Origin of the sequence: Streptomyces sp. NBC_00536, assembly GCF_036346295.1 — a bacterium.
GTDB lineage: Bacteria > Actinomycetota > Actinomycetes > Streptomycetales > Streptomycetaceae > Streptomyces.
The window spans coordinates 681452-707321 of sequence record NZ_CP107819.1 but is presented as its reverse complement, the minus strand read 5'-3'; the positions used below and the strand labels follow the sequence as shown (position 1 = coordinate 707321).

The following is a 25870-nucleotide window of genomic DNA, read 5'->3' as shown; positions in this document are numbered from 1 at the left end:
GTCAGGCATGGCTCAATGTGTCCGCGTCGGCGGGAGTCCCGCTGCCGTCGGGTGCGTGAGCGTCGTACCGCGCGCCGCCCTCGCGGGCCGCTTCGATCGCCCAGTACACCGCCTCCGGTGTCGCGGGGGAGGCGAGTTCCAGGCTGATTCCGGCGGGCCCGAACGCCGCGGCGGCCTGCCGCAGTGCTTCCCGTACCGAGAAGGCCAGCATCAGCGGAGGCTCACCGACCGCTTTGGAGCCGTAGACCGCGCCCTCCTCGGTGGCGTTCTCCAGCAGCCTGACGTTGAACTCCTCGGGCATCTCCGAGAAGCTCGGCAGCTTGTACGTACTCGCGGCCTGGGTCAGCAGCCGGCCGCGGTTCGGCCCGTCGCCCGCGTCCCACCGCAGGTCCTCCAGCGTCAGCCAGCCCGCTCCCTGTACGAAACCGCCCTCGACCTGACCGATGTCGATCAGGGGGGAGAGGCTGTCGCCGACATCGTGCACGATGTCCACCCGGCGGATCCGGTAGGCGCCCGTGAAGCCGTCCACCTCCACCTCGGCCGCGGCGGCGCCGTAGGAGAAGTACTTGAACGGGGAGCCGTGGAAGGACTTCGCGTCCCAGTGCAGCCCCTCGGTCCGGTAGAAACCGGCCGCCGACAGCTGGACCCGCTGGAAGTAGGCGGTGCGCACCAGGTCGTCCCAGGCCAGTTGCTCGTCCTGGCCGAGGACCCGTGCGACGCCCCCGACGATGCGCACGTCCGAGGCGTTCGCGCCGAGCCGGGTGCCGGCCACCTGGAGCAGCCGCTCGCGGATCTGCTCGCAGGCGTTCTTGACGGCCGCGCCGTTGAGGTCCGCCCCGGCGCTGGCGGCGGTGGCGGAGGTGTTGGGCACCTTGTCGGTGCGCGTCGGGGCCAGCCGCACCTTGTGCAGCGGGATGCCCAGCGTGGTCGCGGCCACCTGCAGCATCTTGGTGTGCAGGCCCTGCCCCATCTCGGTGCCGCCGTGGTTGATCAGGACCGAGCCGTCCTTGTAGACCAGGACCAGCGCGCCCGCCTGGTTGAAGGCGGTGAGGTTGAAGGAGATCCCGAACTTGATCCCGGTGAGCGCGAGCGCCCGCTTGGTGTGGGGGTGCGCGGCGTTGAACTCCTCGATCCCGCGCCGCCGTTCGGCGATGGCGGCGTCGTCCTGGACCTGTTGCCAGATGACGGAGATCCGTTCGGGGTGGGGGACCGGCTGTCCGTACGGGGTGGACTGGCCCTGCCGGTAGAAGTTGCGTGCGCGCAGCTCCATCGGATCCAGGCCGAGCAGCGGTGCGCACCGGCCCATGATGTCCTCGATCACCAGCATGCCCTGCGGTCCGCCGAAGCCGCGGAAAGCGGTGTTGGAGACCTTGTTGGTCTTGGCGATGCGGCCGGTGACGCGGGCGTGCGGAATCCAGTAGGTGTTGTCGATGTGGCACAGCGCGCGGGCCACGACGGGCTCGGAGAGGTCCAGACTCCAGCCGCCGTCCGCGGTCAAGGTGGCGTCGAGGGCCTGGATGCGGCCCTCGGCGTCGAAGCCGATCTTCCAGGTGGCGTGGAACCCGTGGCGCTTGCCGGACATGGTCAGGTCCTGGGTCCGGTTGAGCCGTACCCGGACCGGCCGGCCGGTCAGCCGGGCACCCAGCGCGGCGATGGCCGCGAAGCCGTGCGGCTGCATCTCCTTGCCGCCGAAGCCACCACCCATCCGCAGGCACTGCACGGTCACCTCGTGGCTGTGCAGGCCGAGTACGTGCGCGACGATCTCCTGCGTCTCCGAGGGGTGCTGGGTGCTGCTCTGGACGAACATCTGCCCGTTCTCGTCGACGTGGGCGAGCGCCGCGTGCGTTTCGAGATAGAAGTGTTCCTGATCGGAGAACTGGAACTCGCCGGTGAACACGTGCGCGGAATCGGCGAAGCCCGCGTCGACGTCGCCGGTCAGCAGCACGGGCCGGGCGCCGTGGAAACTGTCCGCCGCGATCGCTTCCCGCAGGGTGATCACGGACGGCCGCTCGTCGAGTTCCACCTCGACGGCCGCGGCGCCGAGCCGGGCCGCCTCGACGCTCTCGCCCAGCACCCAGGCGACCGCGTGGCCGTGGAACATGACCGTGTCCGGGAACAGCGGTTCGTCGTGCTTCATTCCGGCGTCGTTGACGCCGGGCACGTCGGCGCCGGTCAGTACGCGGACCACACCCGGCACGGCGAGCGCGGGCGCGGTGCGCAGCTCCGTGATCCGGCCGTGTGCCTTCATCACCTGGACCGGATACGCGTGCAGCACGTCCTTGGTGCGGTGGACCAGGTCGTCGGTGTAGAGGGCCGCGCCGGTGACGTGCAGGTTGGCGCTCTCGTGCGGCATCGGGACGCCCACGACGGGGTTTTCGGGACGCTGGGACAAATGGCTCATGACGACACCGCCTCGGTGGTTCGCGCGTACAGCTTGAGCAGGCTCTGGCCGAGCATCGCGGAGCGGTAGCCGGCGCTGGCGCGGTGATCGTCCATGGGTGTGCCCTCGGTCCGCAGCAGCCGGGCCGCGGCCTCGACGGTCTCCGCCGTCCACGGCCGGCCCTCCAGGGCCGCCTCGGTGGTGCGGGCGCGGACCGGGGTGGCGGCCACGCCGCCCAGGCCGATGCGCGCCTTCCCGACGACGCCGTTCTCGATGTCGAGGGCGAAGGCGACCGCCACGCTGGAAATGTCGTCGAAGCGCCGCTTGGCGATCTTGTGGAAGGCCGTGACCCGCGAGAGCGGCAGCGGGACGCGCACCGCGCGGATCAGCTCGCCGGGACGGCGCACGCTCTGCCGGTAGCCGGTGAAGTAGTCGGACAGGGGGACCTCGCGCTCGCCGTCGGCGTCGGCGAGCAGGAGCGACGCCTCCAGCGCGAGCAGCACCGGCGGGCTGTCGCCGATGGGGGAGCCGGTTCCCAGATTGCCGCCGAGGGTCGCACTGTTGCGGATGAGCCGGGAGGCGAACTGCGGGAACAGGTCGGCCAGCAGCGGGACATCGCCGTCGAGGCGGCGTTCGATCTCGGTGAGCGTCAGCGCCGCCCCGATCTCGATGTGATCGGATGCGACGCGCAGGCCCCGCAGTTCGGAAAGCCGGTCGACCGCGACCACACAATCGGCGCGGCGGGAGCGGATGTTCACCTCCACACCCCAGTCGGTGCTGCCCGAGACGACCACGGCCCCGGGCCGCTCGCGCAGCAGCCGTACCGCCTCCGCCAGGGTGCCCGGCCGCAGGAACGTGCCGTCGTCCCGGGTGTACGCGGTGGCGACCGGTGCGGGCGGGGACTGCTCGCGACGCCGCGCGAGTACGTCGTCCTCGGCGGGCGAGCCGACGGCGAAGGCGGCATCGCGGATCGGGCGGTAGCCGGTGCACCGGCACAGGTTCCCGCTCAGCGCGTGCAGATCGAAGCCGTTGGGGCCGTGCTCGGAGTCGGCACCGCTGTCGGCACCGGAGTCGCCGGACGGGTCCGGGTCCGCGTGCGCGCAGCGGTCGGGCCGGTAGTACTCGGACGCCATGCTGCAGATGAACCCCGGTGTGCAGTAGCCGCATTGGGAGCCGCCGCGGGCGGCCATCTCCTGCTGTACGGGGTGCAGCGCGGCGGGCGCGCCGGGTTCGCCGGCGGTGGCGAGACCCTCGGAGGTGATGACCTCCTGGCCGTCGAGCGCCGCGACCGGAACCAGGCAGGCGTTGACCGCCACCCAGTCCGTGGGCTTCCGCACCCCGGGCCGGGCCACCAGGACCGAACACGCGCCGCATTCACCCTCGGCGCAGCCCTCCTTGGTGCCGGTGAGGCCGCGCTCGCGCAGGAAGTCCAGCGCCGTGGTGTGGGCCGCGGCCGGTGAAATCTGCGTTTCTTTCCCGTTGACCGTGATCCGCGCCGCTACCATGGCAGGCCCTCGTTCCGGGGCGCGGTGGAACTGACTGTCCTAGTCGCCATTTCAGGAGCTTTCTCGTTCAGTGGTCGCAGCTCGATAACGCGGAGCGCGACGAACCGGCACGCGATGAGGTGCCGCAAGTGGTGACAGAGGTGGGCAGGGAAGACCCCGGGGCCGCGAGCGGGCACGCCGGGGAAGGGGGCCGGCTGCTCAGCAGCCGTGCGCCACCCGGCCCGGAGCCCAGGCGATCCGGTGGGCGAGGCGAAGCAGTTCGGAGATGGTCGGCATCCGGCTTCGCCTCCTTCCGGTGGGTCACGAGTGGGTGCCGACGAAGCTACGTGGCGGAGGGTGATCGGTCAAGGAGGCATGGGTGGATTCCACGAGGCCCGGCCCCTTCGCGTGGCGGGAATCCGTACGCGCAACCAGTCGTGTCCCGCTGGATCGCCGGTTCACCAGTCGTGTCCCCACCGGATCCGTGCCCCGGATGGGCCATCGCCGGCCGGCGCCCGGACGTGTCGCCGTCGGCATCGGTGCGGCTCCTGCCATGGTGGGCCACCGCGATCCGTCTTCCCCGGGAGGTACCTCCGTGTCCCGACGCCCGTACGGCCACGCCGGCCGGATCCGCCCGTCGCTGCGCCTCGCCGCCGCGGCCGCCGTGTGCGGCGCCGTGCTCGGCGCCACGGCGGCGCCCGCCCAGGCCGGAGCGGACCGGAACCCGCCGTCCGGGACCTCCCTCCACCAGGAGCTGCGGGAGCTGGTGGATCGGCCGGACGGGCCTCCCGGAGTCATCGCCGTCCTGCGCGACGGCGACCGCACCGAGGTTTACCGGGCGGGCGTGGCCGACGTGGAGAGCGGCCGCCCGCCGAAGGCGACCGACCACATGCGCATCGCCAGTGTCGCCAAGGCCTTCAGCGGAGCGGTGGCCCTCGGACTCGTCGACCGGGGGCGGCTGCACCTGGACGACACGATCGGCGCGGTGCTGCCCGGGCAGCCGTCCGCCTGGCATCAGGTGACCCTGCGTCAACTCCTCAACCACACCAGCGGGTTGCCCGACTACTCCAGTTCCCAGGGGTTCGTCGACATCGTCTCCGAGGACCCCCGTCACCACTTCGATTCCCGGCGCCTGCTGGAGTTCGTCGCCGACGAGGACCTCGCCTTCCCGCCGGGCAGCCGCTACCAGTACTCCAACTCCGACAACATCGCCATCGCCCTCATGGCCGAGGCCGCCACCGGACGCCGGTACGAGGCGCTGCTGCGCGAGCTGGTCTACGAGCCGTTGGGCATGGACGCCACGACCCTGCCCCAGGGATACCGGCTGCCCGAGCCCTTCCTCCACGGCTACCAGATCGATCCGCAGGCCGGGCCCGTCGACGTCAGTGAAGCCGTGGGCGCCTCCGGAGCCTGGGCGGCCGGGGGCATCGTCTCGACCCCGAAGGACCTGACCGCGTTCATCCGGGGCTACGCGGGCGGTGCGCTCGTCTCGGACCGCACCCGAAGGCAGCAGTTCACCTTCATCCCCGGCGCGCTGTCCCAGCCCCCCGGGCCCGGTCGCACCGAGGCGGGCCTGGCGATCTACCGGTACACCACGCGCTGCGGCACGGTGTACGGCCACACCGGCAACACGCCCGGATACACGCAGCTGGTGGCGGCCACGGCGGACGGCCGGCGCTCACTGACCTTCTCGATCACCACACAGACCTCCCTCAGCAACAACCCCGGCCTGCTCGCACGGGTCCGGGAGATCCAGGAGGACTTCGTCTGCGCCCTGCTGCGCAGGTGACCTGCCCTGCGGGTGCGAGGGTCCCGCGCATGCGGGAAGCTGGATGAGGCGGCGGCGGAGTGTGTGGAGTGTGTGGAGTGTGCGGAGTGTGGCGAGGAAGGCTTTGGTGAACGTTCCGGTAACCCTGCTGTGCACGGCGGCGGTCATGACGGCCGCCGTGCTCCCGGCCGCGGCGCACACGGATGTGGATCCGGTGGACCCGGTCGTGGTCGTCGACTGTTTCTCCCAGGCCCGGCTGCGCCCCGAGGAATACCTCCTGGCCTGCGGGGACGGAAACAACCGGCTCGTCGGGCTCCGCTGGGACAGCTGGGGGTCGAGGACCGCGACGGCCACGGGCACCGACATGGTGAACGACTGCCGCCCGTACTGCGCGGCCGGCCGCTTCCACCCCTATCCGGTGACGGTGACCCTGACCGATCCGCAGGTCTGGCCCGAGCACCCCGATGTCCGGCGCTTCACGACGATCCGCCTCCTCTACACCGACACCGCACCCGGCCCGGTCCCCAAGGACGTGACCTACAAGCTGGTGTACTGAGAGCCCCCTCGGCCCGCACTGTCAGCCGGTGCGCCCGTCAGCCGGTGCCGAGCACGAGGTCCGCGCGGTCGCGGCCCGCTGCGATGAGCCGGGCGTTCGCCTCGTCCGAGCGGGCCACCCACGCGCGGGCGTACGCCGGGTCCTTGCCGTGGCGCACGTGCCGGTCGACCAGGCGCCCGATGCGCAGGTCCCGGTCCGGGGCGAGGTACCAGACCTCGTCCAGCAGGGGCCGTACGGCGGCCCACTCACCCGCGTCGTGCAGCAGGTAGTTCCCCTCGGTGATCACCAGCGGTACGTCCGGCGCGACGGGAACGCTGCCCGCGACCGGCTCCTCCAGGGAGCGGTGGAAGGCGGGCGCGTACACCGTGGCCGTGCCGGGCGCGCGGAGCCGGCGCAGCAGGGCGACGTACCCGGCGGCGTCGAAGGTGCCCGGGGCGCCCTTGCGGTCGGTGAGCCCGAGCCGGGCCAGCTCGGCCTGGGCGAGGTGGAACCCGTCCATCGGGACGACCACGGCCGTCCGCGGCCCGAGCGCCCCGGCGAGCCGGGCGGCGAGGGTCGACTTTCCGGCCCCCGGCGGCCCGGCGATGCCGAGGATCCGCCGGTCGCCGCGGACGGCGAGCGCGCTCGCCCTTGCCACCAGGTCCGTCATCTTCTGCACAGGAGCATCCTGCCCGAGCCCGTGCCCGCCGGGCGCCTCACCGGCCGTGCTCGCTCCGCGGACCACGTGGTACCCGCGTCCCGGCGCGCGTGTCGCGCGGCGTACCGCTAGTGCGGCCGGGTCAGGGCGGGCTGCCGGGCCTTGGGCGTGGACCGCGGGGCCGGCAGCCGGGCCAGATTGGCGCTGATCATCGAGGCCGCGCGGGCCACGGCCTCGCCCAGCGGAGCGATCCGCTTCCCGTCCAGGGCACTCGCGGCCACCGCGGCGACCACCTGGCCCGTCGTACAGAGCACCGGCGCCGCCACGCACGAGAGCGGGCCCACGCACTGCCCGTACTGGAAGGCGACGCCCTCCGTGCGGGCCCGCGCGACCTCACGGACCCAGGTGGCCTTCGTCCACCCCTTCGGGAGCCGCTCCACGGGTGTGGACGCCGCCAGGATCAGCTCGGCCGCGCTCCCCGGCGGCAGTACGACGCCGGCGCGCAGCGCGAACACCTCGTCCGCCTCACCGCGAATGCCTCCGACGATGATGGTGTGCCCCGCCTCGGGAACCGACACGCTGAGGCTCAACCCTCCTGCCGTGGTGGCGAGTTCACGGAGCGGCCCGGCCGCCGCCGCGCGCAGCGCACGCGCCGGATGCCATGCCTGCCCCAGCCGGAACGTCCTCGGGCCCAGACAGTAGCGGCCCTCCCGGCTCTGCACCGCGCCGAGCGCGACCAGCTGGCCGAGCAGCCGGTGCGCGGTGGCCTTCGGCAGCGCCGCATCGGCCGCCAGCCGGGTCAGCCCGACCTCGTCGTCCTGGGCGAGTACTTCCATCAGTGCGAACGCGCCTTCCAGCACGCCCCGCCCTTCTGTACCGGATCTGGCCATGAGAGGTTCCCCCCGTCTCACGCTGGCCCCATCGGTCGGATGGTGCCAGAACTCCCCGTTCGTCCCAGGTCAAGGGGGGTAACGGTGTCGCCGTTCCCCGTTCACCGGTCCGTTGAATGGACTAGATCATTGCCCGCGCTTCGAGATCGCGCCACTGTGTTGTCAGCCAAGTGACGGACGTTACGACGCCCTTCGGGTGCCGGGACGGCCGTCCATTCGGAACGAAAATAGGAGGATTCATATGAGCGCCATCAAGACCAGCGCCAAGCAGTTCAAGTACGTCATGGGTGCCATGACGTCGGTCTTCTTCTCCTACTGCTCCGTCAGCTAATACAGAGCCTGAACGAGGGGGTGGGGGCGGCTTCCGCCCCCACCCCCTCGCCACGCCCAAGGGAGGCAAGAGTGCTGGAGACCGGTGTCCGGCAGGTACGAGTGGCGTTGTCCATGGTGTTCGGCCGACGGCTGAACGTACGGGCCGTGGAACGGCTGGTCGCCGACGCCCTTGCCACGCTGGAGGAGTTCGGCTCGCTGGGCGACGACGTCGAGGAACTGGCCGACGGCCCGTTCGCCGACCCGGAAGAGCGCCGGGAGCTGCAGAACCGCGCGCTCCGGCGGACCGCGCGCAGACTCGCCAAGAGTTCGCCCTTCTACCGCGAACGGCTCGCCGGAGTGGACCTCGACGGGCTGACCACCGAGACGCTCGCCCGTATCCCGGTGACCCGCAAGGCCGATCTGATCGCGCGCCCCGCCGACTTCCTGTGCAGCGCCCCGTACTTGTCGACGCAGACGACCGGCACCACCGGCCGCCCCGTCCAGATCTGGCTCTCCCGCTACGAGATGGAACTCTGGCCCGCACTGATCGCCCTGTCCCTCGTCCTGCGCGGTGAACTCGGCCCCGGCGACCGGATGCAGATCAACCTCAGCTCCCGGGCGACGGCCGCCGTGCAGGAGGACGTCGCGGTGTGCCGCCTCGCCAACGCGTCGTGCCACGTCGTGGGGCAGATCCCGCCGGAGGAGTCCATCGAGCACCTGCTCGGCCGGGACGGCGTACAGCCCACCATCCTCACCGGCGCCCCCAGCTACCTGGGCCAGATGGTGACCGCCGCACGCCAACAGGGCTACGGCCCCGACGACTTCGGGCTGCGGGCGATCTACGGCGGCGGCGAGATGCTGTCGCGGAACCTGATGGACGCCCTGCGCGAGACCTTCGGGGCCAAGGTCGTCGGCGATGCCTTCGGCATGACCGAACTGCTGCCCGTGGGCGGCCGCACCTGTAGCAAGCGCCATCTGCACATCGACCCCAACATGGGGTACGCGGAGGTGCTCGACCTGGAGACGGGCGAGCCCGCCGGACCCGGCCGGCTCGGCGAGCTGACGGTGACGCCGTACTTCCCCTACCGGGAGTGCATGCCCGTCCTGCGGTACAACACCGGGGACGTGGTCCGCACCCTGGAGGAGGAACCGGACTGCGAACTGGCCGTGGTGCCCGCGGTCTCCTACATCCTGGGCAAGGCGGGCCTGCTGTACCGCACCGGCGACGGCGTCGTGACCCCGCGCGACATCGTGGAAGCGCTGGACGGCACCCCCGGGCTGCCCTTCCCGCTGCGCCACCGGGCGAGTGTCGGGGAGAACGGCCGACTCCAGGTGGAGGTCGCCGCCAAGGAGGTCACCGCCGACGAGGTGACCGGGCGGCTGCGGGAGCGGGACATCGACGCGGACGTCACCGTCCTGCCACTGAGCGACGAAGAGGCCGCGCAGCGCTTCCCCCTCCGCTGCGACCTGACGGAGCACACCTTCACCCGGAGCCACGCATGACGGTCTTCTTCCAGCTCACGGTCACCACCGTCCTGGCGCTCGCGGTGTGCGCCGGAGCGGTCCACTACTTCCGCACCGTGCGCGCGGCGAGGCCGCCGGTCGGCGTCTTCAACGGGCGCGACATCTTCGTGATCATGGGCTTCGTCCTGGCCCTGCCGTACGTCTACCTCGCGCTGCCCGGCGGTGTCCTCCCGGTCGTGCTCGCCCTCGTCTTCGCGGGCGGGCTGTCCGTCGGCTACCAGCCCGTCATCGCCTCCGGCCGACTGCGCTGGGCGCTGATCGCCGCCCTGATCGCGAGCGTCCTCGTCTCCCACATGGCGTTCGGCGAGGCCGCCCCGCCGTACTGGGTGGCGAACAGCTGCCTCGTCGGCCTCGTCGTCGTATCCGCCACGAACCTCAACGTGCAGGGCGGCATGCGCCTGAGCAACGTCGCGTGGTTCCTGCTCGCGCTCGCCGTGTACGACGCCTTCTTCGCCTGGGTCATCCCGCTCACCGAGGAACTGGCCGACGCCATCCAGGGCTATCCCTTCGCCCCCGCCGCCGGCCTGCGCATCGGCGACGACCTGGGCGCCGTGGTCGGCATGGGCGACCTGCTCGCGTACGCCCTCTTCACCACCTGCGCGTACAAGGCCTACGGGAAGCCGGGCCTGCGGGTCGGGATCGTGCTGGTCACCGTCTTCGGCGCGGTCGCGCCCGTGGTCGCGCTGCAGCTCGTCACGGCGGTCACCGGCCACGCGCCGACCATGATCCCCGCCCAGGTGATCTTCGGCCCGGCAGCCTTCCTCGGCCACCTGTACCTGCGCCGCCGCGGCCCCGAGCGGCGGATGGCGGACGTGGTGTTCCACCGCGACCGGGCGGCGGCGCCGGTGAGCGTGGCGGCGGGCGGACCGGCACCCCGGTAGACGTGTGCCCGGTGCCGGCCGCCCCCGCCCCCGCCCCGGCCCCTGACGGGGCGGAGCCGTCAGCTGCGCATCAGCGTGGAGTCCTCCGGGAGCCCAGCGAGCGGGTGGTCGCCGATCGGGAACAGCTCTTGCCGCGCCCGACAGGCCCAGACGTAAAGGCTGCGCGGCGTGTGCGAGCGGAACAGGCCGCGTGACGAGGCCAGTTCGCCCGCGACCCGGGAAAGCCGTTCCACGGCGGCCGACTGGGCCGGGGAAAGGGTGAACCCGCCCTGCTCGGCGGCCTGTTGGAAGTGGCCGCGCATCGCCTCGGACCGCTGGCGCATCTTGTCGCTCACGCTGGCTCCGCGATCGGATCCGACGTGTTCGCGAGGGCGTCCGTCAGCGCGCCGAGCGCCTCCTGCCCCAGACCCCGCAGGAACGCGGCACACACCCACGCGTCCAGCGGCTCACCTTCCTCATCGCCTTCATCGCCCTCCTCCTCCGCGTCCCACCCGTGGTGCTCGGCGATCTCGGCGCGGCCGCCCGGACTGCGGAGGAAGTATCCGACCTGGGCGAGGTGCTCCGGATCGCCGGTGTCGGGGTGCTCGCCGGGGCCGTGCGTGCACTCTCCGTCGCTCAGCAGCGCGAGGGCGGCCCGGATGCCCTCGATCATCGCCTCGGGTACGGAGCGTTCGGTGATCCGTTCCGAAGCGGCGTACCAGCACGTCGCGTTCATGGTCACGAGGTAGCCGGCCAGTACGCCCCGGGTCGGCCGTGACGGCAGCCGGCCCGCCTCGTCGGCCAGCACCTCGTCGGGCTCGCAGTACGGGTAGTCGGACACGATCCCGGAGAGGTCGTCGATCCGGCTCTGGTGGTCCTCCGGCGCGCCCACGGGGATGCGGCGCACGGTGAGCGGGGCCAGTACGTCCGTGACGAGGCGGGCCCAACCCGCCACGTTGCGCGGGCAGAGCACCCGTTCCGCGTCGACGCCACCGTCCCGCGCCGCGAGTTCACCGGTCAGCAGCCCGGTGTCGCCCTGCCAGACCTCGTCCTCCACCGAGTCCATCGCGGCCTCGTACGGGTGCCCGTCGTGCGAACAGGCCCGACTGTCCAGCGCCTTCGCCGCGGCGCGCAGCGCGTCGAGCGCGGCGCGCTCGGCGGCCGCCCCTGGCCGCCACGCGAGGTAGCCCGACATCGCCACCAGCCCGGACACCCACACATGGGCCCGGTCCCCGCCGGGGTCGGCGGCGAGCCGCCGGGCGCAGTCCAGGACGAGGGGGTCCGCTTCCGCCGCGGGGGAAGCGTCGTTGATGTGCTGCCAAGCATCGGCGAACTGCTCGACCTGCTCGACCGTCATGTTGTTCGTATTGATCACGGCTTACAGGACGGACGCCGGGCCGCGGTGGTTCCGCTCAGCGGCTCAGTCGCTCAGCGCCGCGTCGACCGCCGCCTCGGCGTGCAGGCGGGCCGTGGGAAAGAGCGGTACGGGGCTGTCTTCGGGGCCGAGGAGGAGTTCGATCTCGGTGCACCCCAGGATGACGCCCTCGGCGCCCCGGGCGATGAGGTCCGCGACGACCTGCCGGTAGGCCTCCCGCGAGTCGTCGCGGACGACGCCCAGGCAGAGTTCGTCGTAGATCACGCGGTGTACGAGCGCACGCCCTTCGGCGTCGGGGACGAGGACGTCGAGCCCGCTCGCCGCGAGACGGCCCCGGTAGAACTCCTGCTCCATGGTGAACGCGGTGCCCAGCAGCCCCACCCGGCGCAGCCCCGCGCCGTGGACGGCGTCCGCGGTGGCGTCCGCGATGTGGAGCAGCGGGACCGGGGTCGCGGCCTCGACGGAGTCCGCGACCCGGTGCATGGTGTTGGTGCAGATGAGCAGCAGCTCGGCACCGGCCGCCGACAAGGACCGCGCGGCGTCGGCGAGCACCTCACCGGCCTCCGCCCACCGTCCCTGGACCTGCAAACCCTCGATCTCCGCGAAGTCCACGGAGTAGAGCACGCAGCGGGCCGAGTGCAGCCCGCCGAGCCGCTCGCGCGTGCGCTCGTTGAGGATCCGGTAGTACTCGGCCGTCGACTCCCAGCTCATGCCGCCGATGAGCCCGATCGTCTTCATATCCATGCCCATGCCCATGCCCTCGTTCCCATGCCGTGCTGCCCGTAGGCAAGCAAGCATAAGCGAGACAATCCATGTCACCCGTATCCATAAGGATTGCTTTGATGTGACCGAAGCTGCGTCGTATCACGGTGTCGCCCATCGCGGCACCTACCCTGACCGCATGATCACTGGTGGGCACGTCATCGTCTACAGCCGTGACGCGGAAGCGGACCGGGCCTTCTTCAGGGACGTGCTGGAGTACCCGCACGTCGACGCGGGAGGCGGCTGGCTGATCTTCAAGCTTCCGCCGACCGAGGTCGCGGTACATCCGATGGACGGCCCGGAGTCGCAGGAGCTGTACCTGATGTGTGACGACATCGACGCGACGGTGGAGAACCTGACCGCCAGGGGAGTGGAGTTCTCGCAGCCGGTCACGGACGCGCGCTGGGGCAGGCTGACCAGGCTCCGACTGCCGGGTGGTGGTGAGATCGGCCTGTACGAGCCCCGTCACGAGCGGGCCACCGACCTGTAAGTGGTGTGCCCCTGGAGCAACTCTGACATCATCTCAGCTGCGCCAACGTAGTCCTGGAGCGCGGAGAAGATATGAGGCTGGCAATGAAGACCTTACGGAACCACATACCGCATCTGGTGACGGTCGTGCTGTTGATGCTGGGCGTGATGACCGCCGCGACCGCGCCGTCACAAGCGGCCCCGCAACAGCTCGCCGGCAGCGCGATCATCTGCTCCAACTCCCCCATTCCGGCAGGGTGGGTGGTCACCAGCTCCTACCGCAGCAGCGGCTGCCCCGGCACCGGCGTCGCGTACAACATCGCCGATCCGAGCGGGCAGAACGGCATCATCGTGTGCTCGTTCTCGCCGATTCCGGCCGGGTGGGTCGTCACCAGCTCGTACCCGAGCTCGGGTTGTGCGGGCACTGGCATCGCTTACAACATTGGCAACGCGGCCACGGTGAACTCGGCCACGGTGTGCTCCTTCTCCCCGATTCCGGCCGGGTGGGTCGTCACCAGCTCGTACGCCAGCTCCGGTTGCGCGGGCACCGGTATCGCCTACAGCATCAGCAACGCGGCCAACGCCAGCTCCGCGACGGTGTGTTCGTTCTCGCCGATCCCGGCCGGGTGGGTCGTCACCACCTCGTACGCGACCTCCGGTTGTGCCGGCACCGGCATCGCTTACACCATTGCCAACGCCGCCGGAGCGAACTACGCCAGCGTGTGCTCCTTCTCTCCCATCCCGACAGGATGGGTCGTCACCGGCCAGTACCAGAACTCCGGCTGCGCCGGCAGCGGTATCTCGTACAACATCCGCAGGGCCTGACGGTCGTAGGTCACAGCACCGGCCGGCGGCGGGTGAGGCGGGCGGAGTACGGGCGGGGGGTGAGCGACGCGCCAGGAGGTGCCAGATCCAGGAGAGGAGCCCCGCGGTGGTCTCCATGCCCGCGAGGAGGAAGGTGATGACCTGGTCGTGGATCTCGTCGTCGCTCAGGCCCCGGCCGTTGTCGTCCCGGGCGGCCAGCAGCATCGACAGGAGGTCGTGGTGCGGGGTGTCGTCGGCGCGGTAGTCGGCGATCAACTGGTGGGTGAGGGCGCGCAGGTCGGTCTGGGCGCGGCGGTAGCGCCGGTTGGCCGGGGTGGGGATCCGGTCGGCGCCGGGCACGGGCATCATGATGCGCCGGGCGACGCCCTTGGTGACGATGTCCATGCTCGCGTGGACCGGTAACGAGGAAGCGCGTTCATGGGCGGCGAAGAGGCGCCGCGCCGTGACCGCGGTGGTGATCCGGTACATCGTGAGGGGTACGTCGATCACCGCACCGTGCTGCCACGGCCGGGTGGCGCCGCCGATGTTTCCCGGGTGTGCGGGCGCTGGTGGTCGAGGTACCGGGCGGTGGAGAGTTCCCACTCGTGGTAGCCGCGCATCATGTGGTGCATGCTCTCGACGTAGCGCTCCACGCCCCGTTGCTCCGCGGCGGTCAGGCCGAGGGTGGTGCGCAGTCCCCGGAGCGAGTCCTCCAGAACGGCGAACTCGTCGACGTGCCGGGCGACGACGCCGACGACGTGCTCGATGGCCTGGTCCGTGGGTAGGCCCCGGTAGTGCCGGGCTGCGGTGACCAGGTTGTTGACCTCGTCGCCCCCTTCCTTCTCCAGGTAGTCCGCGCCGCCGGAGAATCGGCGCATCTCCGCGGCCGGGGCCACCACGCGCGTGCAGAAAAAGCGGAATGTGGTCATGGGCATGGGGAAATCGCTTCCTGCCACGGTCGAGGGTGCCGTCCGGACGTGGAAGCGTCACCCTGCTGGACAGGCTGCCCCCGTGGGCCCGGCCGCGAACAGCCGCGGACAGTCGCGAAAGGGCATGCGGGAGCACGGCCGGGCCGTGGGCGCACTACGGCGTGCGGGGGGTCAACCGCCGCTGCCGCGCCAGATGTTGTCGAAGGCCGCGTCCTCGATGGAGCGGCGTTGCCGTACGGCCGCCAGCTCGACCAGGGCGTCGCCCACGGTCGCCAGCACCGTCGCCACGGCGTCGTCGGTCACGTCCGGGGGCGGGGAGTCCGCGGTCCGCGCGTCGCGGGGCAGCACCCCCACGGCCTCCGCCAGGCTGGACAGTACGGGCTCGTCCGATGCCCAGCGGTCCGCGGCCTGGCGGCGGGCGGGCGAGTCGACCAGCTCCGACTCGCCGGCCCGGAAGGAGATGCCGCGGCGGCGCGGCCGGACGAGCTGACCCTCCGCTTCGAGTTCGGCGCGGTACGCCGCGGACAGGCCGCGGCCCCTGCGCCACAGCCAGTCGGCGACCGGCTCGTACGGCTCCGTACGGACGAGCGCCCCGGCCGCCTCGCCCAATAGGCGGTCGGCCAAGGCGGGTTGGTAGCCCGGCACGATGTGGTCCCCGTCCAGCCGGACGGCCTGCGCGGCGAGGAGGTCGATCACCTCGGCCCCCGCGAGCGCGAGCGACAGCTCGCCCTGTTCGACAGGGCGACCGGTCTCCATGTCCATGGCGACGATCAGCAAGTCCCGCGGTGTGGTCATGAAGGGCCCCTTCCGGCCACGCGTGCAGTTCCTCGGCGTCCTCGGTCGATTATGGATCGGCCGAGGACGCCGAACGCGTTCCCACGGCTCTCGTTCCGTGTTTCGTAAGAACTCAGTGGTAGGCGTGGACGACGGCGTGGCCCTTGCCGCGGCCGATCAGCCACTTGTTGACCGGGGTCGTGAGCAGGAAGGCGATGACGAAGCCGCCGAGCAGCGAGGTCCAGAAGAGGAGCTCGTTCAGCTGGGCGTCCATCGCGCCGGGGACCACGGCGACGATCCCGTTGTCGACGAGTTCCATCACGATGATGGAGACGGTGTCGGCGGCCAGTGCGATCTTGAGGGCGCTCTTGAAGTCCAGACCGGCCTTGCGGATCCCGAACAGGGTCAGGGAGTAGCCGAAGACGAACGCCAGGACGATCGCGAGGATCATGGTGGGTGCGTTGCCCCAGCCCAGGGCGGTGCCGACGGCCATCCCGAGGATGTCGCCGATGGCGCACCCGGTGAGGCAGTGCACGGTCGCCTGGGCGGCGGCCCCCCAGGTCACCCCGCCCGGCTGATGCCCCGCGTGGCCCGAATGCCCTGCGTGCCCTGCGTGCCCTGCGTGGTCCCCATGCCCCGTGTGTGCCTGGTGCGCCTCGTGCTCGTGCGCCTCGTGCTCGTGAGTGCCGTGCTCGTGCGTGCTGTGGTCCATGACCGTCATCCCCGTCCGTTCCCGTCCCCTGTGGCCGCGCTCCCGCGGACTCACGGCATAACCGTATACCCCCAGGGGGTATTCCGCGAGGCCCTTTTTTCATCAGCCGAGCGCCGTCGCCAGCAGGGCGGCGGCCCGGGCGATCAGCGGGCTGTCGCCAGGGGCCGCGGGCTCGTGCTTCGTCGTGAGCACGGCCATGACGACCGGTGGGCGGCCCGGGGGCCAGGCGATGCCCACGTCGTGGCTGGTCCCGTACCCTCCGCTCCCGGTCTTCTCCGCGACGGTCCAGTCGGCGGGCAGGCCGGCCCGCAGCTTCTCGCCGCCCGTCGTGTTGGCCAGCAGCCACCCGGTGAGCCGTTCACGGTCCTCGGGCGCGAGCGCGGCGGCGAGGGTGAGGTGCGCGTAGGTCCGCCCGATGGCGAGGGGGCTGGTGGTGTCGGTCGTACGCCCCGGCTCGGCCGAGTTCAGAGCGGGTTCCCAGCGGTCCAGGCGCGTGGTCCCGTCCCCGACCGACCGGCAGAACCGGGTGACCGCGGTCGGCCCGCCCAGTGCACGGAGCAGCAGGTTCGCGGCGGCGTTGTCGCTCTGGCCGATCGCGGCGGCGCACAGCTCCTCGACCGTCATGCCGCCGGCCAGGTTCTCGGGCCTGCCGGTGACCGGTGCGTATCCCGAGTCGGTGACGTCCTTCGCGGTGTACCGGACGCGGTGGGCCAGGAACTCCCCGTCGCGGTCCAGGTCGCGCAGGACCGCCGCGACCGCCACCGTCTTGAAGACCGAGCAGACGGGGAAGCCCTCGGTCGCGCGGTAGCGCACGGTGCGGCCGGTCGCGGTGTCGCGGGCGTAGATCCCCAGGCGCGCGGAATGCCGCCGTTCGAGCGCCGCCAGCCTGCCGAGCAGCGAGCGGCCGTCCTCGCTGAGGGGGGCGGCGTACGGACTCCCGCCCGCGGCCGGACCGATGGCCAGAGCGGCTCCGGCCCCGGCTCCCGCTGCCCACGCGAGCGCCGTGCGGCGGGACGGACCCCGCACCGGGGCGGTCAGCCCCGGCCGTGGCCCGCGGGCTCGCCGTTCGTCGGCGGGTACGCGGGCCGCGCCGGTGTCACGGGCCGTACGGGCGCCACCGACGCCCCCGGCAGCGGCGGGAGGGACTGCTCGTACAGCCAGGCGTCGAGCAGGTCGTCCAGCGGCTCCGCCGCGTAGCGCGCGCCGTGCGCCGCGAATCCGGCGGTGTTCACCACGCCGTGGCGGTGCAGGGCGGCCCAGTCGCGCAGCATGCGGAAGAACGCGGCGTCCCCCAGCGCGCAGCGGACCGCGTGCACGGCGAGGCTCCCGCGCTGGTAGAGACGGTCGTCGAACATCAGCTTGCGGCCGGGGTCGGCCAGCGTGAGGTCCTGCGGCTGCGCGGCCAGCAACCGGTGTGCCGTGCCCGCCAGTTCGTGCGCGGAGCGGCCGCCGGAGCGCTCGGACCAGAGCCATTCGGCGTACTTCGCGAAGCCCTCGTTCAGCCAGATGTGCCGCCAGTCGGCGATGCTCACGCTGTTGCCGAACCACTGGTGCGCCAGCTCGTGCGCGACGAGCCGCTCCGAACCCCGGGCGCCATCCACGTGGTTGACGCCGAAGAGGGAGAGGCCCTGGGCCTCCACCGGGACGTCGAGCTCCTCGTCGGCGACGACCACCACGTACTCGCCGAAGGGATAGGGCCCGAACAGTTCCTCGAACAGCCGCATCATGTCGGGCTGCCGGGCGAAGTCACGGGAGAACCGCGGCAGCAGGTGCGCCGGTACGTGGGCGCTCTGCGGCACACCGCCGAGCCCCGGGTCGCCCAGCAGCACCGTCTGGTACATGCCGATGGACAGGCCGACCAGGTAGCTGGAGGTGGGCGCGGACTGCTCGTACACCCAGGTGGTGGTGGAGGCCTTGGTGGTCCGCGTGAGCAGTCTGCCGACGGCCACCACGGTGTAGGCGGACGGGACGTTGACCGAGATCTGGTAGGAGGCCTTGTCAGCGGGCCGGTCGTTGCAGGGGTACCAGGAGGGCGCGCCGACCGGCTGGCTGGCCACCAGCGCGCCGTCGGTCAGTTCCTCCCAGCCGATGCCGCCCCACGGGCTGCGGACCGGCTTCGGATTGCCGACCCAGTGCACCTCCACCGTGAAGGCGGTGCCGGCGGGCAGCGGCTTGACGGGGCGGACGAGGAGCTTCCCGGCCCGGTGCGTGGAGTGCGACGCCCGGCCGTTGACCATCACCCGCCCTATTTTGAACTCGGCCAGGTTCAGGTGGAACTCGGCGAGCGGAGCACGGCCGGCGATCGCACTGATCCGGGCCGTCCCGGCCAGCCGGTTGGGGCGGGGACGGTACTCCAGGGCGAGTTCGTACCGGTGCACACGGTAGCGGGGGTCACCGTTGGCCGGAAAATACGGGTCCGATGCCGATGCCGATGCCGTCTGGCCGCTCATTGACGCTTCCGTTCCCTGCGCTGTGCCGGGGCCCTCTCAGGTCCGCCACGCCTCGATCGGATTCCCCAGCCAGCGGGTGCCGGCGGGTACGGATTCACCGGCCATCACGAGCGAGGCGGGACCCAGGGTGCTGTGGGCGCCGATCGTGCTCCCGGGCAGGACGATTCCGCCCGGGCCCAGGGTGGCGCCCTCATGGAGGACCACAGTATCCGTCCTCAAGATCCGGTCGTGGAAGAGGTGTGTCTGCAACACGCAGCCCCGGTTCACGCTGACCGCGTCACCCAGCTCGACCAGGTCCGTCTCGGGCAGCCAGTAGCTCTCGCACCACACGCCCCGCCCCACGCGTGCCCCGAGCCCGCGCAGCCACAGCGCCAGCAGGGGCGTACCGGGCACCGCTCCGACGAGCCAGGGCACGGCCAGGACCTCCACGAAGGTGTCGGCCAGCTCGTTGCGCCACACGAAGCCGCTCCACAGCGGGTGCTCCCCGGCCCGGTGGCGGCCCACCAGCAGCCACTTCGCGGCCACCGTGACCCCGCAGGCGGCGGCGCCCGCGGCGAGCAGGACGGCTCCGGACAGCAGCGCGGTCCACCCGGTGCCCAGCGCCCCCGGGGCGCTCAGCGCGCAGAACGCGGCCACGGTCAGCACGGCCAGCGCGGCCGAGCAGAACACCGGGAGGAGCCGGCACAGCTCGACCAGGCCGCGCGCCCACAGCAGCCGCGCGGGCGGATCGTAGGTCCGGCTCTGATCGGCGTCCGCGGTGGACCGCGGCAGCCGGACCGGCGGCAGGCCCAGGTAGGAACTGCCCTTCTTGGCCTTCTTCGGGGTCGCCGACAGGACGCCGACCAGCCCGCCGTCCGGCACGGTCCGGCCGGGCGCGGTCATCCCGGAGTTGCCGAGGAACGCCCGCCGTCCGATCGCCGAGTGCCCGATCCGCATCCAGCCGCCGCCCAGTTCGTACGGCGCGGTCAGGGTGTCGTCGGCCAGGAACGCGCCTTCGCCGACGGTGGTGAGGCTCGGCAGCGCGAGCACGGTCGACACCTCGGCGCCCCGGCCGATCTTCATGCCGAGCAGCCGCAGCCACACCGGCGTGATCAGCCCGGCGTACAGCGGGAAGAGGGTCTCCCGGGACAGGTCCATCAGCTGGGTGACCGTCCACGCCTGCCAGCCGACCCTGCTGTGCGTGGGATGGACACCGGTCCGCAGCCCCAGGCTGAGCAGGCGTACGGAGACCAGCAGCAGAGTTGCGTACGCGCACCCGAAGGCCAGCGCCCCGGGCACCACGGCGAACAGGGCTCCGCGCAGCGCGGCCACCGCCCCCGCGTCGGCGGGCACGAACCGGCTCGCCACCAGCAGCGCGGGCAGCGTGGCGAGCACCGGCAGGGCGGTGAGGCAGAACCCGGCCGCGCCGTACGCGGCGCGCCAGCGGACCGGGCGCGGCGGGCGCTCCCCGGGCCAGTTGCGCTTGGCCTTGCCGAGCTTGACGGCGGGCGCCCCGGCCCAGCGCTGGCCGGTGGTGACCTGCCCGGCGACCGCGGACCCGGGGGCGACCTCGGCCCGCTTGCCGACCCGCGCGCCGGGGAAGAGCAGGCTGCGGGTACCGACCACGGCGCCCGCACCGACCTTGATCGGGCCGATCACCAGCTCGTCGCCGTCCAGCCAGTGCCCGCCGAGGTCCACCTCGGATTCGACGGCGCAGCCCCGGCCGAGCTTGAGCATGCCCGTCACCGGGGGCAGGGAGTGCAGGTCCACCTCGGGGCCGACCTTGGCGCCGAGCGCCCGCGCGTACCGCTCCAGCCAGGAACCGCTGAGCGAGGTCGCACCGGCGTACTCGGCCAGCCGCTCGGCCGTCCACAGCCGCAGGTGCACGCTGCCGCCGCGCGGGTATCGCCCGGCCTTCACCCCGCGCAGCAGCAGCCGCGCGCCGCCCGCCGCGATCGCGAGCCGCCCGGGCGGGCTGAACAGCAGGACGGCGCCGGCGCCGACGAGCCACCACGACGCGGTGGGCGCCCACGGGTACGGCCCGAACCAGTGCAGTACGTTGCCCAGCGCCAGCAGCGACACGGTCCAGCGCAGCCCGACCAGGGTGAACAGGGGGAGCAGCAGGACCGACTGCACCAGCTGGGACCGGAGCGGGACGGGCGAGACGGTCCGGGCCGCGCCGTCCTCCCGTACGGACTTCTCCAGCCGCCGGGCCAGTTTGCGCAGGGTGGGCTGCTGGTAGATGTCGAGGACGGCCGCCCGCGGGTAGCGGGTGCGCAGCCGGGTGGTGAGCTGGGCGGCGGCGAGACTGTTGCCGCCGATCGCGAAGAAGTCGTCGGCGCCGCCGGTGACGGTCACGCCGAGGGTCTCGCTCCACTGCTCGGCGAGCCAGGCCTCGGTCCCGTACAGCTGCTCGGCCGGGCCGGTGGTCTCCAGGTCGGGCAGCGGCCAGGGCAGCGCGTCGCGGTCCACCTTGCCGGAGGTCCGGGTCGGCAGCTCCTCGACCGGCGCGAGCAGCGGCACAAGGGCGGCGGGCAGTTCGGCGCGCAGCCGTTCGACGGCCGCCGCGCGGTCCCAGCCCTCCTGGGTGACGAGGTAGCCGACGAGCAGCTGGTTGCCGCTGCGGGCCGTACGGACGGCGGCGGCCGCTCCGGCCACCCCGGGCAGTGCCTGGAGCGCCGCGTCCACCTCGCCCAGCTCGATCCGGCGGCCGCCGAGCTTGATCTGCTCGTCGCCGCGGCCGAGGAAGACCAGCCCTTCGGGTTCGGCGCGGACCAGGTCGCCGCTGCGGTAGGCGCGCTCCCAGCCGAGGGATTCCAGCGGGGCGTACTTCTCGGCGTCCTTCTGCGGGTCGAGGTAGCGCGCCAGGCCGACGCCGCCGATCACGAGCTGGCCGCTGCCGCCCATCGGGACGGGTTCGCCGGACTCGTCCACGACGGCCAGTTCCCAGCCGTTCAGCGGGAGGCCGATCCGGATCGGTTCCGCGCCGGTGAGCAGGGAGGCGCAGGCGACGACGGTGGCCTCGGTGGGACCGTACGTGTTCCAGACCTCGCGCCCCTCGGTGACCAGGCGCTGGGTCAGCTCGGGCGGGCAGGCCTCGCCGCCGAAGATCAGCAGCCGGACCTCGTCGAGGGCCTCGGGCTCCCAGAGCGCGGCCAGCGTCGGCACGGTGGAGACCACGGTGATCTCCTGCTCCATCAGCCAGGGGCCGAGGTCGGCGCCGCTGCGCACCTGGGAACGGGGTACGGGCACCAGGCAGGCGCCGTGGCGCCAGGCCAGCCACATCTCCTCGCAGGAGGCGTCGAAGGCGACGGACAGCCCCGCCATCACGCGGTCGCCCGGCCCGATGGGCTCCTCGGCGAGGAACAGCGCGGCTTCGGCGTCCACGAAGGCGGCGGCGCTGCGGTGGCTGACGGCGACGCCCTTGGGCTTGCCGGTGGAGCCGGAGGTGAAGATGATCCACGCGTCGTGTCCGGGGCCGGGACGCCCGGCCGCCGCCGGTTCCGTCGTGAGGCCGGTGAGGTCGATGCGGCGTCCGGCGCCCAGCACCGCCCGCACTCCGGCCTCGCCGAAGACCAGCTCTGCCCGCTCGTCCGGGTCCTCGGCGTCCACCGGCACGTAGGCGGCGCCCACGGCGAGCACGGCGAGGATGGACACGTACAGCTCGTTGGTCCCGGACGGCACCCGTACGCCGATCCGGTCGCCGAGGCCCACCCCGGCGGCCGCGAGGGCGCGCCGTCGGCGTTCGACCTCGGCGGCCAGCGCCCGGTAGGTCAGCCGTTCGGTGCCGTCGTCCAGGGCGGGCTCGTCGGGGTGCGCGCGGACGGAGGCCTCGAAGACGTCGACGAGGGTGCGCGCCGGGGCGGCGGGCCCGGCGGAGAACCGGGCGGACTTGCCGGTCTCCGGGTGGTCCGCCACCCCCGCGGGCGCCGCATCGCCGTCCTGCGCGGCCGCCCCGTCGTCGCGTACGGTCCCGTCGGCGAGCAGTGTCAGTTCACCGTGCTCAGGTGTGGCTGCCATCGGCCCTCGCGTCTCGGTCCCGGAAAACGTCCGGGTCGCCGGTGGAGCCCAGGTTTGCCAGGGTTGTTCCGGTCCAGCACCAAACAGCCGGTCATTCTACTGCCGCGATCAGGGGTTTTCCCGCCGGAGCCGGGCGTGCGGCGGAAAAGGGACGGCGCGCGGCGGGGAGACCGGGCGGGGCCGCCCGGTCTCCGGCCGCGTCAGTTCTGCCAGCCCACCTTCGTGTAGTCGACGTCCGCGAGGCCGGTCGCGCCGAAGTTGGCGAGGCCCTTGCGGTCCGCGGTGATGTCGGGGCGCTGGTACAGCTCGATGGAGTGGCCGAGCTTGTAGATCTCGGCGTCGGCCTCGTTGTAGAGCTTCAGCGCCTCGGCGCGGTCGGTGGTCTGGCCGGCCTTCTTCAGGAGTTCGTCGATCCGCGGGCTGCCGACCGAGCCGAAGTTCTGGAAGAGGTTGTTGCCCTGCGGCTGCTGGAAGACGGGGATCAGCTTCGAGGTGTAGGCCTCGTCGACGTTGCGGAAGCTGACGAGGTCGAAGTTCCCGGTGTTCACGAACTTGTTGAAGTAGTCGTTCGCCGGGACCTTCTTGATGTCGACCTTCACGCCGACGGCGCCCAGCTGCTGCTGCACCAACTGGGCCTGGTCCTCCTGGGAGGAGGAACCGCCCGCGCTCAGCGTGTACTCCAGGGTCAGCTCCTTGCCGTCCTTGGTGCGCGGCTTGCCCTGGCCGGCGTCCTTCCAGCCCGCTTCGTCGAGGAGCTTGCCGGCCTTCGCCGGGTCGTAGGCGTCGAACTCGCTGGAATTGTCCTTGTACCCCGCCTGGTTCGGCATGAAGAAGTGGTTGTTCAGCGGCTGGAGTTCGAAGGACAGGTCCTTGGCGAAACTGGCGTTGATGCCCTTGCGGTCGATGGCCGCCTGGAGCGCGTTGCGCACCTTGACGTCCTGGAGCGGGCCGCGCGCGGCGTTGAGGGTGATGTGGACCTCGTCCCAGCGGGCGCCGCGCCGGATGTCCGCGGCCGGGTCCTTGACCAGCCGCTTGTAGTCCTCGGGCTGGAGCGCGGTCGTCTCGTCGATCTCCTTGTTGAGGAAGGCCTCGGTGCGCGAGGCGCGGTCCAGGACGCGGAAGACGACCGAGTCCAGCCTGGGCTTCTCCCCCCACCACTGCGGGTCGGGAACCAGGGTGACGGTCTGCGCGGTCTTGTCGTAGGTGCCGATCTTGAAGGCGCCCGCGGTGACCGGGGCCTTCTCCGTCCAGCCCTTGTTGAACTTCTCGGGGGTGTCGATGTAGGCGGCCGGGTACAGCGGGTCGAAGAGCCGCTGCCAGTCGGCGTACGGCGTCGCGAAGGTGATCTTCACCCCGTGTTCGTCGGCGCCCTGCTCGACCTTGGAGATCTGGTCGTAGCCCGAGGTGTCGGCCGCCTCGTACGCCTTGTCGGAGCCGTTCAGCGCCTTCCACAGCGCCTCGAAGTCCTTCCAGCCGAGGGGGGTTCCGTCGGACCAGCGGGCCTTGGGGTTGAGCTGGTACTCCACCACCTGCGGGCTGGTCGAGACGACCTTCGCCGAGGCCAGGAAGGCCGGGTTGGGCACGCCGACGCCCTTGGCGTCCGCGTAGAAGAGGTGCGGCATCACGGCCCGGTCGATCTCGGAGGCGTCGCCCTGCTGCCCGTCCACCTGGTTGACGTTGTACTGCGTGATCCACTGGTCGATGGCGACCTTCAGGGAGCCGCCCTGCTTGAGGGCGCTCACCGGCTGGGCGTTGATGTTCTGCCCGTCGACGGCGGGCGCGGCCTGTTTCTTCGCCGGTGCGCCGCCGTCCGTGCCGGAAGAGTCGCAGGCGGACACCGCCAGAGTGGCCGACAGGGCTGCGGCTATGGCGATGACCGTGGTTCTGCGCATCGGGACACTTCCTCCGGGTCGTGGGGCGGTCTGGATCGGGACGGGACGGGTGGGGCGGGACGGGGCGGGATCCCGGGCTGGGCCGACCGTAGGAGATCTTGCGCTCCGGGGGGAGGCCTGCTGGAATCCCGCTATGTTTTCTTAGCATGTCCGCAACAAACGGCGGTCAAGCTTGGTCAACAAGGCGACGAATTAGCCATGTTGACCTGCCGCGGCCGTGATGTCCGGGCAACCCCCGGCGTCGCGTTCCCCTGACGATCCCCTGTGGATCACGAGCACCTGCGGAGGTTCACCACCGTGGCCGCCTACCTGGCCAAGCGGCTCGGCTACTACGCCGTGCTGCTGCTGGCCGCCGTCTGCCTCTCGTACCTGCTCGCCTCGTACGCCCTCGACCCGCGGGCGTACTACGAAGGCCGCCAGCCCCCCTTGTCGCCCGCCTCGGTGGACCACCACCTCACCGCCCTCGGCGTCAACGACCACACCCCGCTCGTCTCCCGCTTCGCGTCCTGGGCCGGACACGCGCTGCGCGGCGACCTCGGACAGACCATCGACGGGACCCCGGTCGGCGCCGAGTTCGGGCGGCGGATCGGGGTCAGCCTGCGGCTGCTGCTCTTCGGCACCATCGCCGGAACCGTGCTCGGCGTGCTCGCCGGCGCCTGGACCGCCGTACGCCAATACCGCTTCTCCGACCGGGCGATGACCCTCGCCTCCTTCGTGCTGCTCTCAACACCCGTCTTTCTGCTGGCCGTTCTGCTGAAGATCGGCGCGATCTGGTTCAACGCGAAGACCGGCACCGAAGTCATCCGGTTCACCGGCGAGAAGACCCCCGGAGTCGACTCCGGCTTCTGGGCGGTGGCCAAGGACCGCGGCGTCCACCTGCTGCTGCCCACCATCTCGATCGGGCTCGGCGCGCTCGCCGGATACAGCCGCTACCAGCGCTCCACCATGCTGGACGTACTCGGCTCGGACTACCTGCGCACCGCCGCCGCCAAGGGCCTGGGCCGGCGGACGGTCCTGCTCAAACACGGCCTGCGGACCGCCCTGATCCCCATGTCGACCTACTTCAGCTACGGCTTCCTGGCCCTGTTCACCGGCGCCACCTTCACCGAGACGATCTTCGGGTGGCACGGGATGGGCGAGTGGTTCATCTCCTCCATCGGCAAGAACGACGTCAACTCGGTCGTCGCCGTCAATGTGTTCGCCGCCGTGACGGTGCTCCTGTCCGGCTTCCTCGCGGATGTGCTCCACGCCGCGCTCGACCCGCGCATCCGCACCGCCTGATCCACGATCCAGG

General features: G+C 71.8%; 21 protein-coding genes and 1 pseudogene. 7 read left to right on the top strand and 15 right to left on the bottom strand.

The features are described from left to right. Position 1 precedes the first annotated feature (1 nt). Both xdhB and OHS33_RS03040 read right to left on the bottom strand, forming a co-directional pair. Entirely contained in the window at positions 2 to 2401 is a 2400-nt protein-coding gene (xdhB, locus tag OHS33_RS03045) for a xanthine dehydrogenase molybdopterin binding subunit (RefSeq protein WP_330328813.1), read from the bottom strand. Next, entirely contained in the window at positions 2398 to 3885 is a 1488-nt protein-coding gene (locus OHS33_RS03040; RefSeq protein ID WP_330328812.1) for a xanthine dehydrogenase small subunit, read from the bottom strand. Before OHS33_RS03040 ends, xdhB begins: the two co-directional genes overlap by 4 nt. Positions 3886 to 4459: 574 nt before the next feature. On the opposite strand from OHS33_RS03040, the gene OHS33_RS03035 reads away from it, so the two are divergent. After that, positions 4460 to 5653 (top strand): serine hydrolase domain-containing protein, encoded by a 1194-nt coding sequence (locus OHS33_RS03035; protein ID WP_330328811.1) that lies wholly within the window; start codon positions 4460 to 4462, stop codon positions 5651 to 5653. A 106-nt stretch (positions 5654 to 5759) separates the two neighbouring features. Then, positions 5760 to 6188, top strand: coding sequence for a hypothetical protein (locus OHS33_RS03030; protein WP_330328810.1), 429 nt, complete (start codon positions 5760 to 5762; stop codon positions 6186 to 6188). A 37-nt stretch (positions 6189 to 6225) separates the two neighbouring features. Here OHS33_RS03030 and OHS33_RS03025 read toward each other — a convergent pair whose 3' ends face one another. Together OHS33_RS03025 and OHS33_RS03020 are read right to left on the bottom strand one after the other, a co-directional pair. Next, the gene (locus tag OHS33_RS03025; protein ID WP_330334884.1) at positions 6226 to 6837 is read right to left on the bottom strand and encodes a nucleoside/nucleotide kinase family protein; all 612 of its coding nucleotides are present in this window, start codon (positions 6835 to 6837) and stop codon (positions 6226 to 6228) included. A 116-nt stretch (positions 6838 to 6953) separates the two neighbouring features. Beyond that, positions 6954 to 7715 (bottom strand): helix-turn-helix domain-containing protein, encoded by a 762-nt coding sequence (locus tag OHS33_RS03020; RefSeq protein WP_330328809.1) that lies wholly within the window; start codon positions 7713 to 7715, stop codon positions 6954 to 6956. A 402-nt stretch (positions 7716 to 8117) separates the two neighbouring features. On the opposite strand from OHS33_RS03020, the gene OHS33_RS03015 reads away from it, so the two are divergent. Together OHS33_RS03015 and OHS33_RS03010 are read left to right on the top strand one after the other, a co-directional pair. Then, positions 8118 to 9530 (top strand): phenylacetate--CoA ligase family protein, encoded by a 1413-nt coding sequence (locus OHS33_RS03015; RefSeq protein ID WP_330328808.1) that lies wholly within the window; start codon positions 8118 to 8120, stop codon positions 9528 to 9530. Then, a complete protein-coding gene (locus OHS33_RS03010; protein ID WP_330328807.1) occupies positions 9527 to 10432 on the top strand; it encodes a hypothetical protein in 906 nt (301 codons plus the stop codon). The genes OHS33_RS03015 and OHS33_RS03010 overlap by 4 nt, the downstream gene beginning before the upstream one ends. A gap of 59 nt (positions 10433 to 10491) precedes the next feature. Here OHS33_RS03010 and OHS33_RS03005 read toward each other — a convergent pair whose 3' ends face one another. Genes OHS33_RS03005 through OHS33_RS02995 form a run of 3 tightly spaced genes read right to left on the bottom strand, consistent with a single transcriptional unit; the run spans position 10492 to position 12524 of the window. Next, positions 10492 to 10767 carry a hypothetical protein gene (locus OHS33_RS03005; protein WP_330328806.1) on the bottom strand — a complete coding sequence of 92 codons (276 nt, stop codon included), beginning with the start codon at positions 10765 to 10767 and terminating at the stop codon, positions 10492 to 10494. Further along, positions 10764 to 11786: a hypothetical protein gene (locus OHS33_RS03000; protein ID WP_330328805.1), complete on the bottom strand. Its 1023-nt coding sequence runs from the start codon at positions 11784 to 11786 to the stop codon at positions 10764 to 10766. Before OHS33_RS03000 ends, OHS33_RS03005 begins: the two co-directional genes overlap by 4 nt. 45 nt (positions 11787 to 11831) lie before the next feature. Beyond that, positions 11832 to 12524, bottom strand: a complete 693-nt coding sequence (locus OHS33_RS02995) for an aspartate/glutamate racemase family protein (protein ID WP_330334883.1) — start codon at positions 12522 to 12524, stop codon at positions 11832 to 11834. A gap of 163 nt (positions 12525 to 12687) precedes the next feature. On the opposite strand from OHS33_RS02995, the gene OHS33_RS02990 reads away from it, so the two are divergent. Together OHS33_RS02990 and OHS33_RS02985 are read left to right on the top strand one after the other, a co-directional pair. Further along, a complete protein-coding gene (locus OHS33_RS02990; protein ID WP_330328804.1) occupies positions 12688 to 13038 on the top strand; it encodes a VOC family protein in 351 nt (116 codons plus the stop codon). A gap of 116 nt (positions 13039 to 13154) precedes the next feature. Beyond that, on the top strand, positions 13155 to 13841 hold the full coding sequence (locus tag OHS33_RS02985; RefSeq protein WP_330335345.1) for a hypothetical protein: 687 nt from the start codon (positions 13155 to 13157) through the stop codon (positions 13839 to 13841). Between the two features lie 126 nt (positions 13842 to 13967). Here OHS33_RS02985 and OHS33_RS02980 read toward each other — a convergent pair. From OHS33_RS02980 to OHS33_RS02945, 8 genes and pseudogenes are all read right to left on the bottom strand, one after another. Next, positions 13968 to 14186 (bottom strand): annotated as a pseudogene (locus OHS33_RS02980) (cytochrome P450); the annotation flags it as partial. Positions 14187 to 14326: 140 nt separating this feature from the next. After that, positions 14327 to 14755 (bottom strand): hypothetical protein, encoded by a 429-nt coding sequence (locus OHS33_RS02975; protein ID WP_330328803.1) that lies wholly within the window; start codon positions 14753 to 14755, stop codon positions 14327 to 14329. Between the two features lie 165 nt (positions 14756 to 14920). Then, positions 14921 to 15544, bottom strand: coding sequence for a GOLPH3/VPS74 family protein (locus tag OHS33_RS02970; protein WP_330328802.1), 624 nt, complete (start codon positions 15542 to 15544; stop codon positions 14921 to 14923). A gap of 112 nt (positions 15545 to 15656) precedes the next feature. Continuing rightward, positions 15657 to 16235, bottom strand: a complete 579-nt coding sequence (locus OHS33_RS02965; RefSeq protein ID WP_330328801.1) for a DUF4396 domain-containing protein — start codon at positions 16233 to 16235, stop codon at positions 15657 to 15659. Positions 16236 to 16337: 102 nt separating this feature from the next. Beyond that, the gene (gene bla, locus OHS33_RS02960) at positions 16338 to 17261 is read right to left on the bottom strand and encodes a class A beta-lactamase (protein WP_330328800.1); all 924 of its coding nucleotides are present in this window, start codon (positions 17259 to 17261) and stop codon (positions 16338 to 16340) included. Between the two features lie 8 nt (positions 17262 to 17269). Then, a complete protein-coding gene (locus OHS33_RS02955) occupies positions 17270 to 18685 on the bottom strand; it encodes a M1 family metallopeptidase (RefSeq protein WP_330328799.1) in 1416 nt (471 codons plus the stop codon). A 36-nt stretch (positions 18686 to 18721) separates the two neighbouring features. Continuing rightward, positions 18722 to 22684, bottom strand: a complete 3963-nt coding sequence (locus tag OHS33_RS02950; RefSeq protein ID WP_330328798.1) for a Pls/PosA family non-ribosomal peptide synthetase — start codon at positions 22682 to 22684, stop codon at positions 18722 to 18724. A gap of 200 nt (positions 22685 to 22884) precedes the next feature. Then, positions 22885 to 24576, bottom strand: coding sequence for an ABC transporter family substrate-binding protein (locus OHS33_RS02945; protein ID WP_330328797.1), 1692 nt, complete (start codon positions 24574 to 24576; stop codon positions 22885 to 22887). Between the two features lie 297 nt (positions 24577 to 24873). Here OHS33_RS02945 and OHS33_RS02940 point away from each other — a divergent pair, with 297 nt between their 5' ends. Further along, on the top strand, positions 24874 to 25857 hold the full coding sequence (locus OHS33_RS02940) for an ABC transporter permease (protein WP_330334882.1): 984 nt from the start codon (positions 24874 to 24876) through the stop codon (positions 25855 to 25857). Positions 25858 to 25870 lie beyond the last annotated feature (13 nt).